Below are 23,062 nucleotides of genomic sequence, written 5' to 3'. Positions count from 1 at the left end.
TAATGGTGAAATTCGGCCATATTATTATTCATTTAGGCCAAATGTCCTTGCCTCTCTGTTTTTTGGCCGTATTGCCTAATCAATTGTCTTAATTTGGCAGTGTAGAAGTGTCTTCATGTGGTGAGACAGCGCTTCATTGTCGTCTGTCATACGTCAACCAAGGCGAGTTAGGCCTTGGTTGGTTTCTGTTCTAATTCCGCGAGCACCAAACGCTTAAGCTGATTAGCAAGTGGAGAAAGCTGGCGGTCTCGCATTTGCAATAAATAGTATGGACTCATAATGATCTGCCGATCCAGCTCCAGAGCTTTTAAATTGGCATCGACTAGGTCGCTGGTGAGAAGGTCGATGACTTCTCGTGCCATGGGGGCAATGGCGTTGGAGGACACCAGTATGGCCATGAGGGCCAGTAGGGAAGTACTGTTGATGATGCTAACGGGTAATTCTGCACTTTCCTCCATAAAGGCCGCTTCAACCGCTTCACGTATGGGGGCTCGATGTGACTGCATGACCCATTCGAAATGGGCGAGATCGTGGACACTGATACGCTCTTGGCCTGCTAATGGGTGATCTTTGCGAGCCACCAAGGTAACGGATTCAGTTCGCGCAGGGTAGACGTGAAAAATGTTGGCATCGTATTGTTTGGGAATGCGAGCGAGGACAAAGTCGTTGTTCCCTGCGATGAGATCCTTTACCAGGGCGTCGCTGGTGTCGACGTTGATATTGATTTCGGCTTTAGGGGCAATGGCTCTGAGTTGATGCATGGCAGGAATAACAAAGCCCACGGCCGCGCCCGTTACCGCACCGATGGCAGTGGTACCGCCGCCGCCTTCTTTGAGTTCTTCCACTTCACGGGAGAGGTCTCTTAGTTCGACTAATAAATTGTGGGCACGTCGTGCAACCGATTGGCCTACGAGGGTGGGTTCCATGCCCTTGGCGTGACGGGTAAAGAGTCGCGCCCCCAGGGTGTTCTCAATATCGCTTAACATACGGGAGGCAGCGGGTTGCGTCATGGCCATTTCATCCGCTGCCAGACTAATTTGTCCATGCTCGGCGATCACCGAAATCAAACGCAGTTGGTTGAGCTTTAAGTGCTTGGCTAGACCAATGTCCATGTAACGAGCTCCATTATTATTGTTCTGGTATTTTGTTATTTTATCGATATCGTATATTACTTGTTTTAGATGGCTTTACTGTAGGGAAAGTTTATATGGCGTTATCGCAAGGGGAAATAAAAACAACACAAAAACACTTGCCTGAAAAAGAATTTATTATTTTATGTGCTTTGATGATGTCGTTAACCGCATTAAGTACTGATGCCGTCTTACCGGCTTTCTCGCAAATAGCCCATGCCTTAGGGATTATTGATTACCAAAAAACGCAATGGATAATCTCGGCGATGATTTTTGGCATGGCATTTGGTGAAATCACATTTGGCCCTTTATCCGATGTGATTGGTCGAAAGAAAAGCATTAGTTTAGGCATCGGTATTTTTATTATCGGCTCTATCGTGGCTTTATGCGCAACGTCACTGACAGGCTTATTAATAGGCCGCTGTATTCAAGGGTTTGGTTTGGCGGGGCCGAAAATCGCTTCGCGCGCCTTGATTCGTGATTTGTATAAAGGCACGGCCATGGCGCGCATTATGTCTTACACCATGATGATTATTATTTTAGTGCCTATGTTAGCGCCAGCGTTTGGGCAGTTGGTGATGTTGCTAGGAAGCTGGCGTTGGGTGTTTGGGGTCTTGATTCTTCAAGCTTTGATTGCTGTGATTTGGTTAGCCATTCGACAACCGGAAACCTTGCCACCAGCCGTGCGTCATCCATTCCAGTGGGGGCGTTTAAGAAAAGACGCACGATTTTTTCTCTCGCAACGAGATGTGATGGCGTATACCTGTATCGCGGGTGGTATCTTTGGCTGTTTGATGTTGTATTTGAGTATTGCTCAGTCGATTTTTCAGGATATTTATCAGGTCGGCACACATTTTCCTTTGTATTTTGCTTTGCTTGCTGCAGGCTCTGTCTTAACCAATTTTTTTAATGGAAAAATCGTACAACGTGTTGGCATGATGCGTTGTTTAGTAGCGGCGTTAAGCGTGTTACTTTTTTCATCGTTTTTGCTGCTCATGATCGCCTTGAGTTATTCTGGCAAGCCGCCTTTTATTTTATTTATGGTCATTGCTATGGTGATGTTTTCCTGCTTTGGCATGATCTTTGGTAATGTGAATGCCATGGCAATGGAGCCTCTAGGGCATATGGCAGGCCTTGGTGCATCGATGATTTCGTCTATTTCTAGCTTGGTTGCGATTGTCTTTTCGGTATTTATGGGACAGTTTTACCATTTTTCAGTGACACCATTAGCTGTGGCTTTTGTATTGATCGCGAGTCTCACTCTAATATTATTGGCTTTCGCTAAATATGATGTTAAATATGTTTTTCAAGGTTTCTTTAAATGATCATGATATTTGTCATAACTTGAGATAATTGACTAAGATAAAGTTTTCAAGGATTAAAAACGTTATTTAGATTGCTGTTTTTTTAAATCGGTTGGTTTTATAAACGTTAACCAAGGAAGGGGTTGAGTTTGTGTTAATAAGACGTTTGCCAGAACAAGAGTTTGTCGCCTTGTTTGCTTTAATCATGTCACTGACGGCATTGAGCATGGACGCCATTCTTCCTGCTTTTTCTTCTATTTCTTCCGATCTGCACATTCAAAACTACCAACACACACAATGGATCATCACGGTTCTGATTTTAGGAATGTCGTTTGGGGATATTCTGTTTGGGCCACTGTCCGATGCCATTGGTCGTAAAAGCAGTATTTTTCTTGGCGTCGGCATTTTTATTAGTGGCTCCATTATCGTGGTGTTTTCGACCAGTTTATCCATGTTACTGGTCGGGCGAGCGATTCAAGGGATTGGCTTGTCGGGGCCAAAAATTGTTTCTCGAGCCTTGATTCGCGATTTATATTGCGGTGCTGCCATGGCGCGCATTTTATCCTATGTGATGATGGTGTTTATCCTAGTGCCTATGTTGGCACCTATTTTTGGGCAGTTCATTATGTCGCTGTCGAGTTGGCGCGGGATGTTTGTGGTGTTGATCGTACAAGCCTTGATGGCTTCAGTTTGGTTGTTTTACCGTCAAATGGAAACCTTACCTTGTGAGTGTCGGGTTCCTCTGGATAGGGCTCGTTTGATAAAAGATGCACGCTTTATTTTATCGCGCCGCGATGTGATTGCTTACACTTTGGTTTCAGGCTGTATTTTGGGTGGGTTATTTTTATATCTGAGCATCGCTCAGTCACTCTTTCAGGATGTGTATCAAGTGGGCAACAAGTTTACTTGGTATTTTGCCCTGCTTGCTGGGTTTTCTGGGGTAAGTAATTTCTTCAACGGACGCATTGTACAGAAAATTGGCATGATGAAATGCGTTGTTAGTGCTTTATCTGTGTTGCTAGGTTCGTCTTTTTTATTGTTTGTCGCGACCTGGTACTACTCCGGTATACCTCCATTTTGGCTATTTATGGGCTTAGGGGCCGTGATGTTTTCTTGTCTTGGTATGGTGTTTGGTAATGTGAATGCCATGGCGATGGAGCCATTAGGTAAAATGGCGGGTCTCGGAGCGTCAATGATTTCGTCGTTATCCAGTTTCACGGCGATTGTTGCAGCGGCCTTTGTTGGTCAGTTTTATCACTTTAGTGTCACGCCGTTAGCCGGAGGATTCGTCCTTTTTACCAGTTTAGCCTTGTTGTTTCTTAAAGTTGCCAAACACGGCTCCACCGTATCCATTAGTGGCGTTTATTGGTTAGAAGAGATATATCGAGATAAAGCGAAATAGTCATTTTTTTCGCGTATAATGATGGGTCTTACTCATTTATTTCGAATCTGGTAGCTCTCTCAATATGCGTCCTCATTTTTCTCCCCTTGCCCGCGAACTCTTCCACATGACTTGGCCAATGCTTTTTGGAGTGTTGTCATTAATGAGTTTTCAGTTGGTGGACAGTGCCTTTATTGGTCAGTTGGGGGTATTACCCTTAGCGGCTCAAGGCTTTACCTTGCCTATCCAAATGATTGTGATTGGCTTGCAAGTGGGGTTGGGGATCGCAACCACGGCGATTATCTCCCGCGCATTAGGCGCGAAAAATACTCGCTATGCTAAGCAATTAGGGGGATTAGTACTGATGATGGGGAGCCTGGGTATTGCTTTCTTTACGGTGCTGATTTGGCTATTACGCCATCCTATTTTAGCCTTATTAAGTGCCCCCGATTCTGTCTACCCAGTGATTGATTCTTACTGGCCCCACTGGTTACTCAGTGCTTGGGTTGGCGCCTTGATTTATTTTTACTACAGCATTTGTCGATCTAATGGCAATACACTCTTGCCTGGCATCATGATGATTGTGACCAGTCTATTGAACTTGGCATTGGATCCTATTTTTATCTTTACATTGCATTTTGGAATTAATGGTGCCGCCATCGCGACCACCGTTGCCTTTGGTGTTGGGGTATTGATTGTTGCTCCCCAAGTGGCTCGTAAGCGTTGGATTACCTTTGATTGGAAAGACCTTAAAGTCAGCAAAAGCTTGGCTGATATCGGTCATATCATGGGACCAGCCATGGTGAGTCAACTACTGCCTCCCGTCTCGTCTATGCTGGCGACGAAATTGATTGCGGGCTTTGGTACCGCGGCCGTGGCATCTTGGGCGTTGGGCTCAAGGTTTGAGTTTTTCTCCATTGTCTCGGTGCTAGCGCTGACGATGTCCATGCCGCCAATGGTTGGGCGATTATTAGGGGAAAGGCGTTTAGGTGATGTGCGTTATATCGTGCGCCTTGCATGTCGCTTTGTGTTGGCGTTTCAATTGTTTATTGCGGTGGTGACCTTCTTTATTTCGGGGGTGCTAGCCGGTTTAATGACCAGCGATAAAGAGGTGTCAGGGATTTTACATTGGCATCTCATGATCATTCCATTGAGTTTAGGAGCATTGGGCGTTTGCATGTTAATGGTCTCTATTTCCAATGCATTGGGTAAATCCTACACCGCGCTTACCATTTCAGCCCTACGCCTGTTTGCCTTCTTCTTACCCTGCTTATGGATTGGCTCACAAATCGCTGGATTAAAAGGTCTCTTCTTCGGTGTTCTGATTGGCAACATTCTTGCGGGTATTTGTGCTTGGTTTATGTATCAAAGAGCACTGGTTCAAGTTGAGAATAGAGTTTAATACAGGCCTTCCTATTTCCTCTGCATTGATTCGAGGTCGTCATGGATGACGTCTCATCCTTTCCTAATATTAGAGTATTCCCTTCGATAAGCTAAACCATCAATTTGGTGTTATTCCGTGTAATTGATGCGCCTATTTTCTCAGGATAGATTGCTTGATCGTATTTGAGCATCATCTAAAATGGGCGCTTATTTGCTTTGGTTATTTTTTTCTGATTTTTTAAAAAAGACAAGGAAGTCGCAGGCAAACTTTATTCTTATCACTTACTAAATAGTAACAATTTGAATAGATTAAGCCTTATTTGTTAATGATCTCTGGGTAATCTGGCCATGCACACCTTTGCTTATGATGTTGTATCGTTGCTGTTAGAAATTTAATGTGTTCATCCCATTACACTAGTTTCTATCATAGCCAGACTAATAGGGACTGATCAAAATCGATAGTTTTCGAGTTAGATCAAAATTCTTGAGCTGACTCCAACACTGACTGTGATTTAGACGAGTTTTAAAAGCTCAAACTGGAGGTTATTTTGAATAAAAATATGACGTTTCTTGTTGTTGATGATAATCCAACAATGCGCCGAATGACAAAGCATTTACTGAGAGACATTGGTTACAGTAAAGTGCAGGAAGCAGATAACGGGGAGACGGCCTTAACAATGGTGGAAGAAGGTAATGTCGATTTCCTGATGATGAGTTTGCCTATGCCAGATATGGATGGCATGGATATGATTAAAGCAATAAAAGCCGACCCTAATTTAGAGGACATCTTGATATTAATTGTCCTAGAGAAAGGGTTTTACAGGGAAACAATAATCCATGCGGTTAATGCCGGTGCAAATGGTTATATTATTAAGCCTTTTAATGCTGAGAAACTTGAAACCGAATTGCGAAAAATATTTGAACGTACGTGAGTCGAGTTTAGTGTGTGGAGACAGGTCAAAAACGCCCCATTCACGGTTTCTACAAGACGTCGTTTCTCGATTACCAGTGTGGTGATGTAAGAAATTTTCAATTTTTGATTTGATTGCAATACTTTGAGAAAGGCTAAATGTCTACTTTCAAAGCCTGAACTATTTGCTCGTACATCACATCCACCGCAGCCGATTTGTGTGATCGCTTGCTACGAAAGACAGCCACGTCCATTGCAGTCAATTTGGGTAAGTCATATTCAGCGGGTAAGTTTTGTAAGACTTGCAACTCGGCTGGCACACTGCATCGAGTCAAGGCGGCGACGGCTAATCCACTTTCCACGGCGGTAAGCTGGCCTGCAAGCCCTGAGCTTTTATAGACGATGCGATACGCTTTGTTAGCCTTATTTAAGGCCGACAATGTTTCAATTTGCGCCATGCTGCCTGCTTCGTAGACCGCAATGGGTAGAGGGTTGCGCCGCCACACTTCGTATTTTGAAGCCCCCACCCAAACGAGCGGCTCGTGAAAAAGCCGTTCTCCATGCTCTGGTTTGTCGCGAGAGACCAGTGCGATATCCAGTTCGTTGCTCTTGATACGTGGAATAAGAGAGGTGGATTGCTCACAAGTTAATTCGATTTCTACACCCATATAACGGTTAGTAAAGTGTCGTAATATGGGGGCTAGGTACATGGCATAGTCATCTGGAACTCCGATGCGAATGAGCCCCGTCAATTGCTTGCCAAACAGGGCGTCATAGGCTTCAGACTGTAATTCGAGCATGCGTCGTGAGTAAGTGAGTAATTCAATGCCTTTGGATGTGACCTCTAAATGACGAGGCCCTCTGGATAAAATAGCCGTACCAATAATATCTTCTAACTTTTTGATATGCATGCTGACGGCGGATTGAGAACGATGCACTAAAGGCGCGGCAGCGGATAAAGACCCTGTATCGACCACCGCCACAAAGGTTCGTAACCAACTTATTTGTAAGTCAGGGTAATTCATCGATACCACCTATTCGTTTTTCGAATGATTGATTAGTACATTATGCGTTTTACTCTTTTATATAACTGAGCGACGCTTGCTGCAAGACAAAAGGTATAAACAAACGAAGGGGGTAACATGGTTTCTGAAGCGGCAGGTGTAAAAGCGATTTCTTCCTCTTTATCGGTGGGTCGAGGCTTGCTCTATGTGTCCTTTGCCGCCATTGCATGGGGCACAGGTGGGGCTGTCGCGGCTATTCTCTATCGCAATGGGCTTGGGCCAGTTGCTGTATCGTTTTGGCGTTTCGCCATTGGTATGTTCGTTCTTGCTATTGTGGCACTTATTATGAACTCGAAAGAGAAAAGACGTGCCATGGGCGCTTTCATTAGTGAGCGCTGGGGGCTGATGATAGTTATTGGTATGGGTTTAGCGATTTACCAGACGGCTTATTTTGCTGCAGTACAATACAGCGGTTTAGCGGTGGCCACCATAGTGACGTTAGGGCTGGGGCCAGTTTTGATGGCCATTGGTTCTTACCTAACAATGAATGAACGAATTAGCAGGACGGGGGCACTGATCATGGCCTTTGCAATTCTTGGCCTCGGTTTGTTAACGGGGGGCGAAGAGATTGGATCTCATTCACTATTAGGATTGGCTTTTGCTGTTCTATCTTCTATTTGTTATGCCTGTGTGACGCTTATTACCAGAGCGATGGGACGGTATGCTTATATTGATCAGTTTAATGTGACCTTTTTTGGCATCGTTATCGGAACCCTTTGTCTGCTGCCATTTGCCTTATTTGAGGGGCTAACTTCTCGCTCAGGCACTATTTTTCAGAGTGTGGTTTTTCTCAGTTATCTAGGTGTGGTGCCGACCGCTGCCGCCTATATACTATTCAATGCAGGTCTTTCTTCTGTCCGAGCCACAACGGCATCGGTGATGGTTCTTATTGAGCCTGTCACTGCTGCGCTGATTGCCGTGCTATTTTTGGGCGAGACACTGACGCCTATCGCGGTGTTTGGTGTCACTATTTTAATGGCATCCGTTGTTGTTTTAGCGCTTTCTGAACGTCATGGTGCGCTGGTCGTGGCTAAACAAAAAGTGAGCTAAGAAAGTGTATTTCGCAATATTGTCCAATCTTTTCCTATGATAATTGGGTAATCTGTCACTGTTGTTTCGGGTTATTCAAAGAGGCTTGTGATGTCGGCAGAAAATCGGTTTCAGTTTGCTAAAAGTTCGGCCCTCGATGAGGTGATGTTGCTGGAAGCCTCTATGAGCGATTTTTCCTATGGTACTCATGCCCATGAGGAGTTTTCTTTTGGGGTGACATTATCGGGTCGCCAGGACTTTTTTGCTTTAGGCGAACATCATAAAAGTTATTCTGGCAATGTGATTGTGTTTAATCCAGAGGACGCCCACGACGGTCGTTCTGGGGCTGACGATCCACTTCACTACAAAATGTTGTACATTCATCCTGACCAGTTAAATCCCATGCTGGAAAGCGCCGGCGTGCGTAGAGCTAAGGGTGTTCGTATCGAGCATCCTGTGCAAAATGACCCGGTATTAAAACATCATATCCTGCGTTTGGCCGCTTTGGTTGAAAGTGACATGTCATCTGCGCTCGAATATTCGTCTGTGCTGTTTGAATTTGCCGAATATTTAGCGCGCCGAAAAGGAGTGGTGATGGAAGCGAAACGACGGGTGAAAGACCCTGTTTTTGAGCGAGTCCGAGACTATTTGCATGCCCATGTTAGTGAGGAGTTCTCTCTCGATGAATTAAGCCAAGTGGCGCATATGTCGAAATACCATTTGTTGCGTTGCTTTCGGGATTATTTTGGGATGACGCCCCATCAGTATTGGCAAAACTATCGAATTAACCGTGCCAGAGAGGCATTGGAACTGGGGATTCCATTGGCTGATGTGGCCTTTGCTTTTGGTTTTACCGATTTGAGTTACTTTAATCGACGTTTTAAGCCCATGTTTGGGCTCACACCTTATCAATTCAGGCGAACTATGCTGCGTAGCTAGCAGCCATACTCGCTTTAGCTCTTATTCTTTTTTTTATTCGTTATTTTTATCAAATGTCTGTTTGAGGGATTCCTATGCTTGCAATCATCATCTACGCCTTTGGGGTTATGTACAGTCCTGGTCCGGCTAATATGCTCGCACTTTTTGCAGGGATCAATGGTCAAGGCTGGCGTGCTTTTCTGTATTGTGTTGGTGTGGGGCTTGCCATGTTGATCTTATTTTTACTGATTGGCTATCTTGGTAGTGAGATTATTCCTAAAGAATATCAATCGGTTATTGCTGTTGTAGGCGGAATGTATATTGCCTATCTTGGCGTAAAAATCCTTAAAGCGAGCTTCCAAAAAGTGTCGTCTACAGCCAAAGAGACGTCGGTGAGTTTTAAAACGGGATTGGTATTACAGCTTTGTAACCCCAAATCGCTGGTCGCCATCGTGCCCATTGTGACCGTGCAGTTCCCGCGAGCGCACATTGAAGGTGGACAGATAGCGCTTTGGTCAGTGGGGCTTTCCATCATGGCTTGTGGCGCGCCAAGTGTCTATTTGTTGGCGGGGGCGCGTCTTAAAAAAGCGGCAATGAACCCCAAGGTGATGGCTTGGATTAATCGTGTGATGGCTTGTTTACTCTTCTATGTGGCTTATCGCTTTATTATGAATCTATAAAACACACAGAGCACACTGATAATCACAATACAGATGCCCTGTATTACATTCTGTGTGCTTTTGAAAGGGGTTGTCTGCGTCTGTTGGGCTGGTCTGAATGCACTTAGTATTGTTCATTCACATATCTCATTTGGCAAGCGAGGTTGATATGATCATCATTGCGTTACTGCATCATTTTTCTCATTGTTTTGAACGCTACAGCACACGAAAAAAGCTCAGTGCGTTACCCCATGATTTACGTAAAGACCTTGGCATCATGCAGGACCGCTTCGAAGCTGAAGTCGCCAAAGGGAATGTCTTTACCTTGATGAAGGAATTAAGCTCGTTATCAACAATAAATCTACGTGACAAGCGTAAATAAGCATGGCTTGTTGCAACAACCTGTATGGATGAGACCCTAAGCGCTTGTCGTGAATCACAAGCGCTTAGGGAAGGTGAATTCTTTGGTTTGTAGTCACGACGCAAAGGGTTTTAATCTTTACTGTCAGCGCCTATTTTATGGATGGAAAGGTCAGCACCATTGTATTCTTCCTCCTCGCTTAAGCGTAACCCACTAACGGCTTTAACCGTACCATACACCACCAAACCACTGACGACGGCGATTCCTATGCCAGTCAAAGAGCCGATAAGTTGAGACATAAAGCTAACATTACCCAACCCGCCTAATGATTTTAGGCCAAAGATACCCGCTGCTAGCCCGCCCCAGGTTCCGCAAATACCATGTAAAGGCCATACACCAAGCACGTCGTCTATGTGTTGGTATTTTTGTTGGATGAGTGTGAATAGCTTGGTAAATAGGGCACCCGCGATCAGGCCAGTGGCCAATGCGCCAATGGGATGCATGATGTCTGATCCAGCGCAGACGGCAACGAGACCCGCGAGAGGGCCATTGTGAATAAAGCCAGGGTCTTTGTTGCCTAGAACCATGGCCGCGATAATTCCGCCGACCATCGCCATTAGAGTATTGACGGCCACTAACCCACTGATGCCATTCATTGTTTGTGCTGACATCACATTAAAGCCAAACCATCCAATACAGAGAATCCACGCGCCTAATGCTAGAAAAGGAATATTGGAGGGCGCAAACGCAACTAATTTGCCATGTCTAAAACGGCCATTACGAGTACCTAGTAATACGATGGCAACCAGCGCGACCCAGCCACCAAATCCATGCACGACAATAGACCCAGCGAAATCATGGAATGGCGCACCATATCGATGAGCTAACCAGCTTTGAAAACCATAGTTTCCGTTCCATACCAAACCTTCTAAGAAAGGATAAGCAATTCCAACGATGATGGCAGCGGAGATCAGCATAGGGTAAAACTTCGCGCGTTCTGCTACGCCACCGGAAATAATGGCGGGGATGGCCGCCGCGAATGTCATGAGAAAGAAAAATTTCACCAAGGCGTAACCACTGTTTTGCGACAGCGTGGCGGCGCTTTGGAAAAAACTTATACCATAGGCGATGTGATAACCAATGAAAAAATAGACCAGTGCGGAAACGGCAAAATCCGTCATGATTTTGACTAGCGCATTGACTTGGTTTTTGTGGCGTACGGTGCCCACTTCTAAAAATGCAAAGCCCGCATGCATGGTAAACACCATGATGGCACCGAGAAGAATAAAAAGTGTATTTGAATTGGAAATCAGCATTTCTACTGCACTGTTTGTGACTGTCACGAAGCGCCCCTAAGTTAATTGCACCGAATAGGTGCTAAGAATTTTTATTTTTGCTCTTTTTTAGAACCAAATTAACGATAAATAGCTGAGTATTTACCCGGAAGCACTGTTTTAAGCAATTTTCGTTCCATATTTGCATTGTATTGGTGCTTTTTTATTGGTGGCTGCACCATCTGGGTGGATGTAAATTGACTGGGGGGAGGGTGGATGTAAATTGAGAAAGAGTAATGTTGATCTAAATACCGCCACCTTCGTTGCATCGCAACATCGCAGGGATACTTGAATGTGAAGCCCCCTTCAGGTGCAGCGTCTCTTGAAAGGGCTAACGCATCTGAGTTGGTGTATTACGCGATTTTATCGGATGTGGAGAGTTTCTCCTGTAGGTAAATCTTTTCTATCAAAGAGAGGAACACCGCTAAAATCAGTGGCTACCATAAGCCGTCTCAGTATTTACAGAATTAAATATTGAAAACGATATTGATAATGAATATCATTTGTTATGTTTTGTTATCACTCCGGAGCCAGTCGTGGAAAGTTCAGTACAGCAGAAAGTAATCGATTTTTTACAGGTCGGCGGGCCTGTTGTTTGGATTCTAATCGTTTTTTCCGTTATTGCTTTGACCATTGTGCTGTTGAAATTATGGCAGCTGTCGTCATTACGAGCAGAAAGCCGGAAAACCGTCGATCAAGCCTTGGTCGCTTGGCGTAAAAAAGAGGGCGAGCAAGCCCTTGAATTGCTTGATGAAAAACGTCCAATCGATTCTCTAGTGGGCTTCTCCATGCGCTCTTTGCAAGCTGGCAATATGGATGTGAGCTTGATCCGAGAAGAAGTTGAGCGTTTGGCGATGAATCAATTGAATCAGTTACGTTCTTATCTTCGTCCCTTAGAAATTATCGCCAGCTTGAGTCCTTTATTAGGCTTGCTCGGTACGGTTCTGGGGATGATTACGGCTTTCCAGCAAATGCAAGGGGCGGGTAACCAGGTCGATCCCTCGGTGTTGTCTGGTGGTATCTGGCAGGCCTTGTTGACGACAGCCGTTGGCTTGGCGGTGGCGATTCCGGTTGTCACACTACACAGTTGGTTAGAGCGTAAAATTGAGCGGATTGCTCATAATATCAACGATGCGGTAACGCAGGTATTCACCAGTAAGGAAGCGGAGCGTTTGGTAGCGAAAGCCGCCAAAGAGGTTTTGCATGCCGCTTAACCTGAGTCAGCCAAAGCGTAAGCAGGCGATTAGTCTAACGCCACTCATTGATGTGGTGTTCATTTTATTGTTGTTTTTCATGCTGACATCCAGCTTTGTGCCATGGCGTAGTGTGGATACGCCGCTTTCTGTGCCTGCTCATGATACCTCCACGCCAGATAAAGACGACTTTTTGGTGCTGACGCTCAAGCAAAATGATGGGCGAGTTTGGCTGAATGGTGTTGCCCATTCTTTAGCGGATACAGCTTGGTTAAGTTCGGTGATTAAAGCGCACAAAAAGGGCGTGTTCGCAATTAAGGCTGATAATGAGGTGAACTTGCAAAGTTTAATGAATTTGGCCGATCGCTTAAAAGCCAATGGCGCGAAAACCGTGTCCATTGCCAATGCTTTTTCGGGTCAGACCACGCCATGAAGATAGATCAAGCGTTTGCATTAAAAACCAAGTCGGATGATGACAGCTTGGTGCCTTTGATCAATGTTGTTTTCTTGATGTTGGTATTTTTTATGGTGGCGGGACAAATTCGTAAGGCTGATCCGATCCCCATTGTTCCACCAACTTCCATTAATGAGAATCGTCCCAAATCGGATCCCAACGTGTTGATTGTTGTTGGTGCGGATAAGCGTATTTATTTGGATGACAACTTGGTAAAGGTCGATGCGATTAAACCGTATTTAGAGAAGAAGTTCGCACAATCTTCTAATAAAGAAGCGTTCTGGGTGCAAATCAAAGCGGACGGTTCTATTCCAGTGGATGCATTGCGTCCTGTGTTTAGCCAGATTCGTTTATCTGGGTTAACAAAAGTCAGTTTAGCGACACAACTAGCAAAAGGGTCATGATGATTTCCAAACGTCATTGGTTAGTGGCTGGGGGGATTGCGGTTTCTCTTCATGCGGCGGCTTTTTATGGTTTTTTTTATCCCTCTTCCGAAGGCAGTAAAGCACCGGGTCAGCAAGGCGTTGAGTTCGATCTTGGTATGATGGGCGACATGGGAGCCTCCAAGGTAAACAGTGTGGAGAGTGATTCCGATAACAAAGAGAAAAAGCAGGTTGCGAAAGTAGAAAAAACGCAAAAAGAGGTGGTTAAACCAGAGCCAGAAAAGGTAGAGAAAAAGCCCAAACCGGTCGTGGAAGAAAAGCCGATTCCTAAGCCAGAACCCAAACCCACGCCCAAAAAAGTGGTGAAAGAAAAGCCTGTTATCAAACCGAAACCTGTGGTGAAAGAGAAGCAAAAGTCGCCTATTGTCGTTCCTAAGAAAGAGCCTAAAAAAACACCTAAAAAAGAGCCCAAAAAAGAAGTGGCTAAAAAGGTTGAGCCGAAGAAAGTCGTGCCGAAACCAAAGCCTCATAAGGCTGAGCCTAAAAAAATAGAGCCTCAAAATAGTTTAGAACAAGCGACATCGCCCTCTGTCTCAAAACCTATATCGCAACAGGCGACGTCACAAAGTGTGAAAAATTCAGGCGCTAGATCGCAAGCTAGTCAAAAAGCCACAACAGGCGTGGGCAATGCCGCTTCTTCGGGAGGACATAAAGGTGCGATAACCTCCTATTACAGCAAATTAGCCGCCGTATTGGCACAGCATAAGCGCTATCCACGAGCGGCGCGGCGTCGTCATGAAGAAGGTGTGGTAACGGTTTCTTTTGTTGTTCATGCTGATGGTCAGGTGACGAATACGAATATCATTAAGAGCTCAGGTTATCGTCGTTTAGACGATGCCGTGTTAGACATGCTAAAACGGGCAAGCCCTCTGCCTAAGTTTCCAACAGACATGCATAAGTCATCATTAACGATCACGCTGCCAGTATCTTATAAGTTGAGCGATTATTGATGTCTCTCTCTAACTAAGAGAGGAGTTGATGGCTCCCGCTCTTTATCTTTAAAAGAGAAGCCGATGGCTCTAATCAAAAGGCTAGCAGGCATAAAAGCGGGCAGACAAGCCATCTATCAAAGATGGTCTTGTCTCATTTTGACGTTTTATTCTCCGAAAACATCTCGTTGTTTGAGCCATTGTGCCAGATACTCAGGAAGATCGGTTTGAATGGCGCCCACGCCTGCATTAATGAGCGTTCCCCATACTTTTTCAGGATTAATGAGCGCGTTTGAATCCATCATATCGAGAGGATGGACGGGGTCTAAGGTATTGATCCAAATACGACAGTCCATGCTTTCCAATAAGGGCTTAGCCTGTTGTAACTCATGCAAATCATCAAAAGACAATTCAATCATAATAGGGCGTTTTGGGGCGAGTGTTTGTAAATCATCGAGGAAATGTCCCCGTCGGGCATGCATCATGGGCATGTGTTTGACGGTATCCGTCAGTGTTGTCCATTCGGTCTCCTCGGGATTATACGTTGATTTAACGACGGCGATGTCTTGCATATTAAGACGTTCAACTTCGGTAATAATATCCGGTAAGTCTTCTGGGTGCTTGGCATCAATGTTGACCAGAATTTTGCCTTTTGCGTAGGCCAGTAAGTCAGACAATAGTGGCAGGGGCTGAGTCGTTACTTCACTGCCTTCACCGCCAGCGCCTTGGCGAAGGTGCAGTGTTTGTAACTGCTCAAGTGTGGTTTCAGACACGAGCCCTTTACCATTTGTGGTCCTGTCCAAGGTGTCATCATGAATGACCACAAATTCACCTGTTAAACACTTTTGCGTGTCAATCTCGACCATATCAGCGCCTGCCATGATGGCGTGTTCTACGGCTAGTAACGAGTTTTCAGGGGCGTTTTTCCAAGCGCCCCGATGGGCGATGGTCATGATTTTGGGGTTGGTACGTGAAATAGCAAACAGCTCAGAATGGGTTGTCATAATGGTTCCTATTAAGAGTAATAAATGTTGCTCATGGACGATCATGAGCAACATAAAAATAAATTAATGAGACTTTTGCACGGCTACTGCGCTTGCCAATACTTTGTTAAAAACAGACTCAAAATGCTCATTTATCGCTATAAACTCCGCTTTCTCGTCTGTTTTTGCCGCGTCTTGGCGTCGCTCGTGACATCGTTCAAAGGTCTCTAATGGAAAATAACCTGGTTGATAAACGCTTTATTTATAGCATCCGATAATGGCTTATCAGGCCAGAGGCTGCTGTTTTTACGTTCTGCCTTATTGACTAAGGCATAGTGGCTGTTGGACTCGGTGTTTTGTGGTACAGAGCCGAAGTCTTTATTGAAGGTTACTTGTGTTTTCGCGCTGGTTAACCAGTGAATAAATAGCAAGGCGGCCGCTGGGTGTGGCGCATTCTTTGGAATCATCACAACATTACCGCCTCCTGGCATGGTCATTTTAGGGATGTAGAATTTTATGGCTTTTGAAATATCCCCCTCTTTTTGTAAAGAGGCGGTGAGGTCTTCCCAGCTTGCTACCATGGCGAACTCGCCGCCATTTAAACGTGTCATACTGTCTGAGTTAGAGGCGGTGATAATGTATTGACCTCTGCGCTGGTTAAACCATTTCCAAGCAGGTGTCAGTTTTGCCATGGTATTGGCTGTGGGTTGTGCCGTTTGATAATCAATATCAGGCACCACATTGCGGACAATAGATTGGAAAAAAGCGGGGCCTGAACCGCCTTTTTCATAGTTGAAGCCAAACATGCCAGGATGTTTGGCAAAATAAGCAGAAAAGTCAGACAGGGTTTGAGGCAGGTCTTTTTGGCTTATTAGGCTTGGGTTATAGGCGATGCCGGTTTGGTTTCCCCAATAGGCGACAGCATAACCTTTTGAGTCAACACCTTCCATTTTATATTTTAGTGTATTGTTTTGTGGCAGTAGGTTAGATAAGGGGCCAATGAGCATTTTCTCTGGCTTGAACTTGGCAAGATCACTGCCTCCTAGAGAGAGCACGTCTATGTCGCCTGTTGGACGGGATGATTGGGCGAGAAACTTGTTCATATTGGCATCGTGACTGCCGTCAGGAATGATAACCTTGATGCCGTAGTGGTTTTCAAAGCTTTTTACTTCTCCTCGAAAACGGTCTTGATAAAACCAGTTATACCAAACGACGGTTCCTTCTTTTTTGGCTTGGGCAACAACCTGTGGCCACGTCATGTTAGATAAATCATCGCTGGCCTGTGCTGTGGTAGCAAAGGTTAATGTCGCGACAGTCAAAGACAAAAGTAACGATTTCATAATAAAGCCCTCTTGAGTGAGTGAATAAAGTAACGGATACAACATCATCCCTTGCCAGTGATGACCGCTGTGTTTCTTGCTTTTAGGAAACGCTCCATTAACAACATCAAAAAGATATTGGGTACCACGAGGATTAGTGAGACGACCGCAGCGTTTGAGCGAATAAAGTTATAACCCAGGTAGGAATACAAAATGGTCGGTACGGTGACAAAATCGGGTGATCCCACCACAAACGCAATGGCAAACTCTTCAATGCTGAGAATAAAAATCATGATGATGCTGGCTAATAAACCGGGTTTGAGAACAGGTAAATAGGCGGTTTTGAAAACCGTGATAGGGCCACCCCCTAGATCTCTGGTGGCATCAATAATCTCCTGACGAATCAATGAAAACGACACGCTGAGGATACGAATCGCATAGGGAATAAATAAGACGGTTTGACCTATTAATATGCCCAGAAAGCGAGAGTAAATACCTAAGACGTTTAACAGAGAAGAGAAGAATAGTGCCACAACAAAACTGGGCACAATCAGTGGTAACAGGGAGATTAATTGAGCGGCCTGTTTGCCGGGAAATTCTAAACGTCCAAAAGCATAAGCGGTGGGAAGCGCCAGTAATACCGAGCATAAAGCGACACAAGGCGCTAGTAGGTAACTGTGTAGCAAGGCTTGAGGCAATGACGTTGTGGTCCAAATGTCTACCCAACGCTGCAAGGATAGAATAGGCGGTAAGATATGTGGATAAGACCAAGGATGACCTGGGTCTACCAAGGACCAGAGCATGGCTAGAGAAAAAGGAAGCACGAGGCTGATGCAACAAAAGCCTATCACTAAGAGGATGATAAGGCGGTTCGTACAAGGCTTATTCATCGTTTCGCTCCCCACTTGATGACTTGTTGGGTGATGAGTGCCAGTAAGGCTGAGCCAATTAATGCCGTTAGCATAAGGAGAATGGCGACCGTGGCAGAGAGGTTCCAGCCGTTTGCATCGTTAGCTTGTATTCTCAGCATGAGCTGGGCAAGTGAACTGACGCTGATAGGGCCTGCGACAACCTGAAAGGAGTAATCGCCTGCTGCCCCGATAAAAATGATAATGAGGGCCGCCTGTAACGCTTTCAGAGTGAGCGGTAAAATGATTTTGACAAAACGAGTCCAAGCGCCAGCCCCTAGATCTTTTGCCGCATCGGTTATGTCATGGCCGATGGATTGCACGGCCCCGGTTAACAGTAATAGAGCGAAGGGCATTTGTTTCCAGACTTGTAGAATAATAACCCCTATACCATAGGAATCGTTTTGCATCCGTATGGGGCGGGAGACCAAGCCTAGGTGTACGAATATTTGATTTAAGAAACCATTGAAAGAAATGAAGTTCACGTACAGAAAGGCTGCTACAAGCCCATGTACCAGTAACGGGGCTTTGAGTAAGCTGCTGACGAATTGCGCCCCCTGAAAAGGATCGCGAAGCCATAGGGCCAATGGATAAGCAAGACTGACGGATAGGATGGCGCTGATGGTGGCGATTTTTAAGGAATAGAAAAAAGCCCGTGAGAGCTGATGATCTGCCAGTATTTGTTGCCAGAACTGCCAGGTAAAGGTACTGCTACCAGAAAAATTAAAATAACCAACAGATTGTGCCAGAGCCATCGAAATAATGACAAAGATAAAAACGATGATGAGCCCAAGCCCTGGCAGTAGCAGACAATAAGCCAGTAAGGTTTGCTTATTCATGTTTAAAATGCCTCCGCCAGAAATCGAATGTTCGACGAAGGAACTCTGATAAGAACTTGCGCACCTTCCTCGGCACGTTGAAAACCCAGGTTTTGAATTCTAATACTGGGTTTTTTATCACAGGTTAGGGCGGTGTTGGCATCATCGTGAGAGTGGGGAAGCGGGTCAAGGAGGCACTCGGTAATATTGCCGAGAAACGTTTTGGCAATAATGCGTGACTCAAAGATATTGTCTTGCCCATTAGGACTGGCGTTTGCACTGTCAAAGCACATATCCTCTGGTCGCCAGAAGATATACGTTTGTTTGGCAATAGGGGCTTGATCTGATTGAACCTGTAACTGGCCAAGTGCTGTTTGTACCTGGTAAAGGTTGCCATGTTGTTCTAGTACTTGGGCTGGGAGAATGTTCGCGGCACCTACAAAGTCGGCCACAAAGCGATTAATCGGACGATGATAAATGTCGTTTGGTGAGCCTATTTGCTCAATGGCACCCTTGTTCATGACGACAACAATGTCCGACATGGCCAACGCTTCGGCTTGGTCATGGGTGACATAGATCGCAGTAAAACCTTGTTGTTTTTGTAATTGGCGGATCTCAAAACGCACCGAATCTCGTAACTTTGCATCAAGGTTTGATAACGGTTCGTCGAATAGCATGATGCCAGGCTGAATGGCGAGCGCCCGCCCTAAGGCAACCCGCTGCTGCTGGCCTCCAGATAATTCCGGAGGGAACTTATCCAGTTGAGAGGTGAGCGAGACCTGTGAGGCGATGTCTTGTAGTCGGGTGGCTTGCTCTTGTTTTGAGAGTTTTTTCTGTTTGGGTCCAAAGAGTAGGTTATTGGCGACAGAGAGGTGGGGGAAGAGGGCGTAAGATTGAAAACACATGGCTGTGTCTCTTTTCTCCGGTGGCAGGTTATGGGTTTCTTTGCCTCCGATGAGCATTTTTCCTGAAGACAACGGGGTAAAGCCTGCAATGGTTTTGAGCAAGGTGGTTTTGCCACAGCCTGATGGGCCAAGCAAGGTGACAAATGTACCGCTATCGATACTTAAAGAAATGTTGTGAAGGGCTTCAAAGTCACCAAACCTGACGTTCACTGAGTCAATTAGTACGCTAGTCATGACATTCTCGTATTGTTTCTTGTTGGTTTAGCTCAGGTTGATTTTCAACCAAGCCTTATTAATACACTTATAGAGTACTAATATAACAATATTATTACAAACTAAGTTTAATATTTGTTTTCTCGATACTAAGTCGGTAAATTATGAAAAGGACAATGACTAAGGGAAAAACGCTATTAGATGAATGAAATAGAAAAAGAGCAGACAGTATCAGCCAACGAACGCATGATTTTAGACATAGTGCGTCGCTCGAAAGGCCTTGCACGCTCAGCCATAGCAGGACAAACCAACCTCACGCAACAGTCGGTTCACCGCATCATTGATCATTTAGTTAAGCTTGAATTTTTACAGCTTGGTGAGCCTATTATTCAGGGACGGGGCCAGCCAAGCCCACATGTGAGCCTTAACCCTGAGGCATTTTTTAGTATCGGTGTGTCGCTCAACACCGATGATATGTCGGTGAGTTTGGTGAATTTCTGTGGAGAAACTTTGCTGGAGGAAAACATTCCTTTTGCTCCAGTTAAGCGTCTTGAGACACAAGCATGGTTAAAAGCCTTGCTTGAGCGGTGGTGTCAACAGAACCCTTCTATTGAGAGTCGTATTGTTGGGGTTGGTTTTGCCATGACGGGGTATTTTATCAAAGAAAAAGGGCACATTCGTCCACCTGATCCACTATTTGATTGGTCTGGGGTCGACCTTCAAACGGAGCTGGAAGCACTATTGGGGTGGCCCGTTATTTTGATCAATAATGCGACGACTGGTGCGATTGGAGAGGCATTTCACGGTGCGGGGTTGACCTATCAGACCTTTGGCTATTTATCGTTTAACTTTGGTTTTGGTGGCGGTATTGTGATTGATGGAGAGCCGTTCTTTGGTGCCTATGGTAATGCTGGGGAGATTGGCCGTATTTTTACGACGGAAGAGGCCCCGCAGCGCCCAGCATTGTCTATGTTGATAAAAGCGCTGGCTCGGCAAGGTATTGATGTGCCGTCAGTGGCGAAATTGAAGACGCTGTTTGACCCCACATGGCCTGGCGTTGCTGAGTGGGTCGAGCAAACCACGCCGTATTTTTTACGTGCTATCAATGCGTTACGTGGTGTGATTGACCCTGATGCAATTGTATTGGGTGGAGAAATTCCCAAGTCGCTTGCCTATATGTTATTGGACTCTTTGGAGCGGTGTGGGATGACCTCATCACAAGATATTTCTGTTTGGCCGCAGATGATCGTCAGTGAATTAAAAGGCGATTCCGCAACATTAGGGGCTGCCCTTCAACCGTTGAGGCAAACCTTTTTTCGCAAATAAGGGGGAGGAATAAGGGGCCTATGATATAGCCCCTTTTGCGCACTATTTTTTCACTACTGGCGTAGCTTGATGGGATGTATTGTTGTGCGGCGTATTGCTGTTGGTGGTGACCTGGCTTGTCACTGGCGTGTTTGTCGCGGGTATATCAGGTGGGGCGATAGGCGATTCTGTCGCTGCTTTTTCGATTATTTCTTTTTCTCTTGGCAGTAACAGCCATATTTTGCCAAAGTGCTTGAGCTGTCCCGCGTGCACTTGGGCTTCTTTGCCGATGCCTTGATACCAGTCGATATGACCTGGGCCCTTGATGGCTCCACCTTTGTCTTGCGCTAACAGTAAATGATACTCGTGGCCGATAAGGTTGCCCTTCTGATCCAATTTAGGCAGCTCTCCCAATAGAATCGAGCCCAGTGGAATCACAGCAGGGTCAACGGCAACAGAATAAAGTGGTGTTAACGGAACATTGGCGGCACCAATTGGATCAGGTTGTCCTTCAGAAAAAAACAAGTAGCTTTCATTGGTAGAGAGCAGTTCGCGGACCTGATCTGGGTGAGCTTTTAGCCACTGGCGAATGCTTTGTGCGGAGATTTTGGCTTTATCAATTTCTCCACGCTCGATTAACTCCTTGCCAAGGCTTCGATAGGCGCGTCCATTGACGCCACCCCAAGAGAGCAGTTCTCGTTTGCCATTTTTAAATTCCACTACACCAGATCCTTGAACTTGCAGGAAAAAGTTATCCACTAAACTTTTGCTGTAGGCAATTTCTAGACCTTGACCTTTTAAAGCCCCTTCAAAATCAATTTGCTCGCGAGTGGGTAATTGGCCATTGGCATCAGTCTTGGGAGGTTTACGATATAAGGGATAACGGTACTGGCTGTCTGGATGACGGCGTACCTCAATAATGGGCACATAATAGCCTGTTATCTGAACATTGCCTCGCTGATCCTGCCCTGCCAGTTGTAAGGCTTCTAATTTGGGAAAGTATTTCGGGTTAGTGAGCCAATGTTGGATTTCTTGGGTGACGGTCTTTAGCTGATCCACACTCACCGTGGTGTTATCTAAGTGATAGGTGGTCTTCTCTGGCAGCCTAGCTAAGTAGGTTTCTTGTTGTTTGAGCCCCGTTTCAAAAATAGCGTCGGGATAAGGTAAGCCAGGTGGTAAGCTTTCTTTTAAATAGAGCGTATCGCGTTTTAAACCATTTTTATCGCGGCCATTATTATCAAAGGCATTGGATTGATCGATTTCAAATTGACTACAACCCACCAGAGTGATGACGGAAAATACGCCGAGTGTTTTGCAGGCCGTTCTTAAAACGTGTGAGTAAAACGAAAAATAGGATGGAAAAATTGACAGCATAACCAATATCTTATGATTTTTGAGTAAAACGTAGCTTCCTTATGATCGCTACCAGTAAGGGTTCATCTTGATGCTTGTTAGTCATCTAAACAATAGGGTTTACACTTTTCTCGCACACACTTTGAATGCTAGAGAGGATTGACGCTACTTTGTCAGTACATAAGACACTCATAGGCCTGCCTTAACGAAATAAACTGTTCCGTATCACCGCCTCGGTCAGGGTGGGCTTGATGGGCGAGCTTGCGATATTGTTTTTTAATTTCTTCTTTTGTTGGGTTTTTAGAGTCAATATGCAGTATTTCTAACGCCGCCGTTTTGTTGTCTAAATTATTGATGCCTTTATAAAAACTATCCAATAGTCGTATAACATCGTCTTCACTGGTTTTTTCGTACTCACTCCAATCAAGGTAATAAGCAGCAAGCTTGGCATCGACACTATCACTCACGTCTTGGCTTGAGGAAGTGACCATATCCTGATTCGGTATAAGACGAATGTGCATGGCGTTGATCGAGAGCGTCAGGGACTCTTCTTGCCATAGGTTGCTTTGTAACTGATACAAAGCGTTCATGATCAAAAAATGTTGACGAAACAATTGTAGATTGGGGTCGTCAGCTAAGTGATGTAATTCCGGCACCTGCTCTCTAAGGTTCTTCAGAATATAAAACTCGCCAACCCCTTGAGGATGATCTCGCAATATACTGAGTATTGGGCCTATTAAGGGATTTCTCATGCTAAATCACTTTC

Annotated in this window: 23 protein-coding genes; 13 read left to right on the top strand and 10 right to left on the bottom strand. The window is 45.2% G+C overall.

The window, feature by feature from the left end:
• Positions 1 to 167: 167 nt before the first annotated feature.
• Positions 168 to 1,112 carry a LysR family transcriptional regulator gene (locus AC0VYI_RS23050; RefSeq protein ID WP_475445864.1) on the bottom strand — a complete coding sequence of 315 codons (945 nt, stop codon included), beginning with the start codon at positions 1,110 to 1,112 and terminating at the stop codon, positions 168 to 170.
• 95 nt (positions 1,113 to 1,207) lie between these two features.
• Here AC0VYI_RS23050 and AC0VYI_RS23045 point away from each other — a divergent pair, with 95 nt between their 5' ends.
• The 4 genes from AC0VYI_RS23045 to AC0VYI_RS23030 all read left to right on the top strand — a co-directional run bounded on the left by AC0VYI_RS23045 (position 1,208) and on the right by AC0VYI_RS23030 (position 6,130).
• Positions 1,208 to 2,455: a multidrug effflux MFS transporter gene (locus AC0VYI_RS23045; protein ID WP_475445863.1), complete on the top strand. Its 1,248-nt coding sequence runs from the start codon at positions 1,208 to 1,210 to the stop codon at positions 2,453 to 2,455.
• Positions 2,456 to 2,585: 130 nt separating this feature from the next.
• Entirely contained in the window at positions 2,586 to 3,836 is a 1,251-nt protein-coding gene (locus AC0VYI_RS23040) for a multidrug effflux MFS transporter (RefSeq protein ID WP_475445861.1), read from the top strand.
• A 64-nt stretch (positions 3,837 to 3,900) separates the two neighbouring features.
• Entirely contained in the window at positions 3,901 to 5,217 is a 1,317-nt protein-coding gene (locus AC0VYI_RS23035) for an MATE family efflux transporter (RefSeq protein WP_475445859.1), read from the top strand.
• A gap of 529 nt (positions 5,218 to 5,746) precedes the next feature.
• Positions 5,747 to 6,130, top strand: coding sequence for a response regulator (locus tag AC0VYI_RS23030; RefSeq protein ID WP_199476276.1), 384 nt, complete (start codon positions 5,747 to 5,749; stop codon positions 6,128 to 6,130).
• A gap of 133 nt (positions 6,131 to 6,263) precedes the next feature.
• Here AC0VYI_RS23030 and AC0VYI_RS23025 read toward each other — a convergent pair whose 3' ends face one another.
• A complete protein-coding gene (locus tag AC0VYI_RS23025; protein WP_475445858.1) occupies positions 6,264 to 7,133 on the bottom strand; it encodes a LysR family transcriptional regulator in 870 nt (289 codons plus the stop codon).
• Positions 7,134 to 7,250: 117 nt separating this feature from the next.
• On the opposite strand from AC0VYI_RS23025, the gene AC0VYI_RS23020 reads away from it, so the two are divergent.
• From AC0VYI_RS23020 to AC0VYI_RS23005, 4 genes are all read left to right on the top strand, one after another.
• Positions 7,251 to 8,222 (top strand): DMT family transporter, encoded by a 972-nt coding sequence (locus tag AC0VYI_RS23020; RefSeq protein WP_475445856.1) that lies wholly within the window; start codon positions 7,251 to 7,253, stop codon positions 8,220 to 8,222.
• A 90-nt stretch (positions 8,223 to 8,312) separates the two neighbouring features.
• Entirely contained in the window at positions 8,313 to 9,140 is an 828-nt protein-coding gene (locus tag AC0VYI_RS23015) for an AraC family transcriptional regulator (protein WP_475445855.1), read from the top strand.
• Positions 9,141 to 9,214: 74 nt separating this feature from the next.
• Positions 9,215 to 9,799 carry a LysE family translocator gene (locus AC0VYI_RS23010; RefSeq protein WP_475445853.1) on the top strand — a complete coding sequence of 195 codons (585 nt, stop codon included), beginning with the start codon at positions 9,215 to 9,217 and terminating at the stop codon, positions 9,797 to 9,799.
• Between the two features lie 148 nt (positions 9,800 to 9,947).
• On the top strand, positions 9,948 to 10,160 hold the full coding sequence (locus AC0VYI_RS23005) for a hypothetical protein (RefSeq protein WP_475445852.1): 213 nt from the start codon (positions 9,948 to 9,950) through the stop codon (positions 10,158 to 10,160).
• Between the two features lie 110 nt (positions 10,161 to 10,270).
• Here AC0VYI_RS23005 and AC0VYI_RS23000 read toward each other — a convergent pair whose 3' ends face one another.
• Positions 10,271 to 11,482, bottom strand: coding sequence for an ammonium transporter (locus AC0VYI_RS23000; RefSeq protein ID WP_199476282.1), 1,212 nt, complete (start codon positions 11,480 to 11,482; stop codon positions 10,271 to 10,273).
• Positions 11,483 to 12,009: 527 nt separating this feature from the next.
• Here AC0VYI_RS23000 and AC0VYI_RS22995 point away from each other — a divergent pair.
• The 4 genes from AC0VYI_RS22995 to AC0VYI_RS22980 are packed head-to-tail and all read left to right on the top strand — an operon-like array spanning position 12,010 to position 14,513.
• On the top strand, positions 12,010 to 12,687 hold the full coding sequence (locus AC0VYI_RS22995; protein ID WP_475445850.1) for a MotA/TolQ/ExbB proton channel family protein: 678 nt from the start codon (positions 12,010 to 12,012) through the stop codon (positions 12,685 to 12,687).
• On the top strand, positions 12,677 to 13,099 hold the full coding sequence (locus tag AC0VYI_RS22990; protein ID WP_475445848.1) for an ExbD/TolR family protein: 423 nt from the start codon (positions 12,677 to 12,679) through the stop codon (positions 13,097 to 13,099). Before AC0VYI_RS22995 ends, AC0VYI_RS22990 begins: the two co-directional genes overlap by 11 nt.
• Entirely contained in the window at positions 13,096 to 13,524 is a 429-nt protein-coding gene (locus tag AC0VYI_RS22985) for an ExbD/TolR family protein (RefSeq protein ID WP_199476284.1), read from the top strand. The genes AC0VYI_RS22990 and AC0VYI_RS22985 overlap by 4 nt, the downstream gene beginning before the upstream one ends.
• On the top strand, positions 13,521 to 14,513 hold the full coding sequence (locus AC0VYI_RS22980; RefSeq protein WP_475445846.1) for an energy transducer TonB: 993 nt from the start codon (positions 13,521 to 13,523) through the stop codon (positions 14,511 to 14,513). The genes AC0VYI_RS22985 and AC0VYI_RS22980 overlap by 4 nt, the downstream gene beginning before the upstream one ends.
• A 146-nt stretch (positions 14,514 to 14,659) precedes the next feature.
• Here the strand turns inward: AC0VYI_RS22980 and AC0VYI_RS22975 are convergent, their stop codons facing one another.
• The 5 genes from AC0VYI_RS22975 to AC0VYI_RS22955 all read right to left on the bottom strand — a co-directional run bounded on the left by AC0VYI_RS22975 (position 14,660) and on the right by AC0VYI_RS22955 (position 19,659).
• A complete protein-coding gene (locus AC0VYI_RS22975; RefSeq protein WP_475445844.1) occupies positions 14,660 to 15,496 on the bottom strand; it encodes a glycerophosphodiester phosphodiesterase family protein in 837 nt (278 codons plus the stop codon).
• Between the two features lie 206 nt (positions 15,497 to 15,702).
• Positions 15,703 to 16,815, bottom strand: a complete 1,113-nt coding sequence (locus AC0VYI_RS22970) for an extracellular solute-binding protein (RefSeq protein WP_475445843.1) — start codon at positions 16,813 to 16,815, stop codon at positions 15,703 to 15,705.
• Positions 16,816 to 16,859: 44 nt separating this feature from the next.
• Positions 16,860 to 17,684: an ABC transporter permease gene (locus tag AC0VYI_RS22965; protein WP_475445841.1), complete on the bottom strand. Its 825-nt coding sequence runs from the start codon at positions 17,682 to 17,684 to the stop codon at positions 16,860 to 16,862.
• Positions 17,681 to 18,541, bottom strand: a complete 861-nt coding sequence (locus tag AC0VYI_RS22960; RefSeq protein ID WP_475445839.1) for an ABC transporter permease — start codon at positions 18,539 to 18,541, stop codon at positions 17,681 to 17,683. Before AC0VYI_RS22960 ends, AC0VYI_RS22965 begins: the two co-directional genes overlap by 4 nt.
• 2 nt (positions 18,542 to 18,543) lie before the next feature.
• Entirely contained in the window at positions 18,544 to 19,659 is a 1,116-nt protein-coding gene (locus tag AC0VYI_RS22955) for an ABC transporter ATP-binding protein (protein WP_475445837.1), read from the bottom strand.
• 180 nt (positions 19,660 to 19,839) lie between these two features.
• On the opposite strand from AC0VYI_RS22955, the gene AC0VYI_RS22950 reads away from it, so the two are divergent.
• Positions 19,840 to 20,964, top strand: a complete 1,125-nt coding sequence (locus AC0VYI_RS22950; protein ID WP_475445835.1) for an ROK family transcriptional regulator — start codon at positions 19,840 to 19,842, stop codon at positions 20,962 to 20,964.
• Between the two features lie 42 nt (positions 20,965 to 21,006).
• Here AC0VYI_RS22950 and mltA read toward each other — a convergent pair whose 3' ends face one another.
• Both mltA and AC0VYI_RS22940 read right to left on the bottom strand, forming a co-directional pair.
• A complete protein-coding gene (mltA, locus tag AC0VYI_RS22945) occupies positions 21,007 to 22,317 on the bottom strand; it encodes a murein transglycosylase A (protein WP_475445833.1) in 1,311 nt (436 codons plus the stop codon).
• A gap of 152 nt (positions 22,318 to 22,469) precedes the next feature.
• Positions 22,470 to 23,048, bottom strand: coding sequence for a DNA-J related domain-containing protein (locus tag AC0VYI_RS22940; protein ID WP_475445832.1), 579 nt, complete (start codon positions 23,046 to 23,048; stop codon positions 22,470 to 22,472).
• Positions 23,049 to 23,062: the final 14 nt, after the last annotated feature.

The organism is Marinomonas sp. 63XJN7_9_ISO-PGPR-S23-217 (genome assembly GCF_056173515.1).
The sequence above is the reverse complement of the archived record's forward strand: the minus strand, read 5'-3'. Positions and strand labels throughout refer to the sequence as shown.

Excerpts from the sequence above, each read along its gene's own strand:
- AC0VYI_RS23020 (WP_475445856.1), top strand. The coding sequence starts at position 7,251 with ATGGTTTCTGAAGCGGCAGGTGTAAAAGCGATTTCTTCCTCTTTATCG.
- AC0VYI_RS22950 (WP_475445835.1), top strand. The coding sequence starts at position 19,840 with ATGAATGAAATAGAAAAAGAGCAGACAGTATCAGCCAACGAACGCATG.
- AC0VYI_RS23035 (WP_475445859.1), top strand. The coding sequence starts at position 3,901 with ATGCGTCCTCATTTTTCTCCCCTTGCCCGCGAACTCTTCCACATGACT.
- AC0VYI_RS22980 (WP_475445846.1), top strand. The coding sequence starts at position 13,521 with ATGATGATTTCCAAACGTCATTGGTTAGTGGCTGGGGGGATTGCGGTT.
- AC0VYI_RS23025 (WP_475445858.1), bottom strand. The coding sequence starts at position 7,133 with ATGAATTACCCTGACTTACAAATAAGTTGGTTACGAACCTTTGTGGCG.
- AC0VYI_RS22940 (WP_475445832.1), bottom strand. The coding sequence starts at position 23,048 with ATGAGAAATCCCTTAATAGGCCCAATACTCAGTATATTGCGAGATCAT.
- AC0VYI_RS22970 (WP_475445843.1), bottom strand. The coding sequence starts at position 16,815 with ATGAAATCGTTACTTTTGTCTTTGACTGTCGCGACATTAACCTTTGCT.
- AC0VYI_RS22990 (WP_475445848.1), top strand. The coding sequence starts at position 12,677 with ATGCCGCTTAACCTGAGTCAGCCAAAGCGTAAGCAGGCGATTAGTCTA.
- AC0VYI_RS22975 (WP_475445844.1), bottom strand. The coding sequence starts at position 15,496 with ATGACAACCCATTCTGAGCTGTTTGCTATTTCACGTACCAACCCCAAA.
- AC0VYI_RS22985 (WP_199476284.1), top strand. The coding sequence starts at position 13,096 with ATGAAGATAGATCAAGCGTTTGCATTAAAAACCAAGTCGGATGATGAC.
- AC0VYI_RS22955 (WP_475445837.1), bottom strand. The coding sequence starts at position 19,659 with ATGACTAGCGTACTAATTGACTCAGTGAACGTCAGGTTTGGTGACTTT.
- AC0VYI_RS23010 (WP_475445853.1), top strand. The coding sequence starts at position 9,215 with ATGCTTGCAATCATCATCTACGCCTTTGGGGTTATGTACAGTCCTGGT.
- AC0VYI_RS22960 (WP_475445839.1), bottom strand. The coding sequence starts at position 18,541 with ATGAATAAGCAAACCTTACTGGCTTATTGTCTGCTACTGCCAGGGCTT.
- AC0VYI_RS23005 (WP_475445852.1), top strand. The coding sequence starts at position 9,948 with ATGATCATCATTGCGTTACTGCATCATTTTTCTCATTGTTTTGAACGC.
- AC0VYI_RS23015 (WP_475445855.1), top strand. The coding sequence starts at position 8,313 with ATGTCGGCAGAAAATCGGTTTCAGTTTGCTAAAAGTTCGGCCCTCGAT.
- AC0VYI_RS23045 (WP_475445863.1), top strand. The coding sequence starts at position 1,208 with ATGGCGTTATCGCAAGGGGAAATAAAAACAACACAAAAACACTTGCCT.
- AC0VYI_RS23050 (WP_475445864.1), bottom strand. The coding sequence starts at position 1,112 with ATGGACATTGGTCTAGCCAAGCACTTAAAGCTCAACCAACTGCGTTTG.
- mltA (WP_475445833.1), bottom strand. The coding sequence starts at position 22,317 with ATGCTGTCAATTTTTCCATCCTATTTTTCGTTTTACTCACACGTTTTA.
- AC0VYI_RS22965 (WP_475445841.1), bottom strand. The coding sequence starts at position 17,684 with ATGAATAAGCCTTGTACGAACCGCCTTATCATCCTCTTAGTGATAGGC.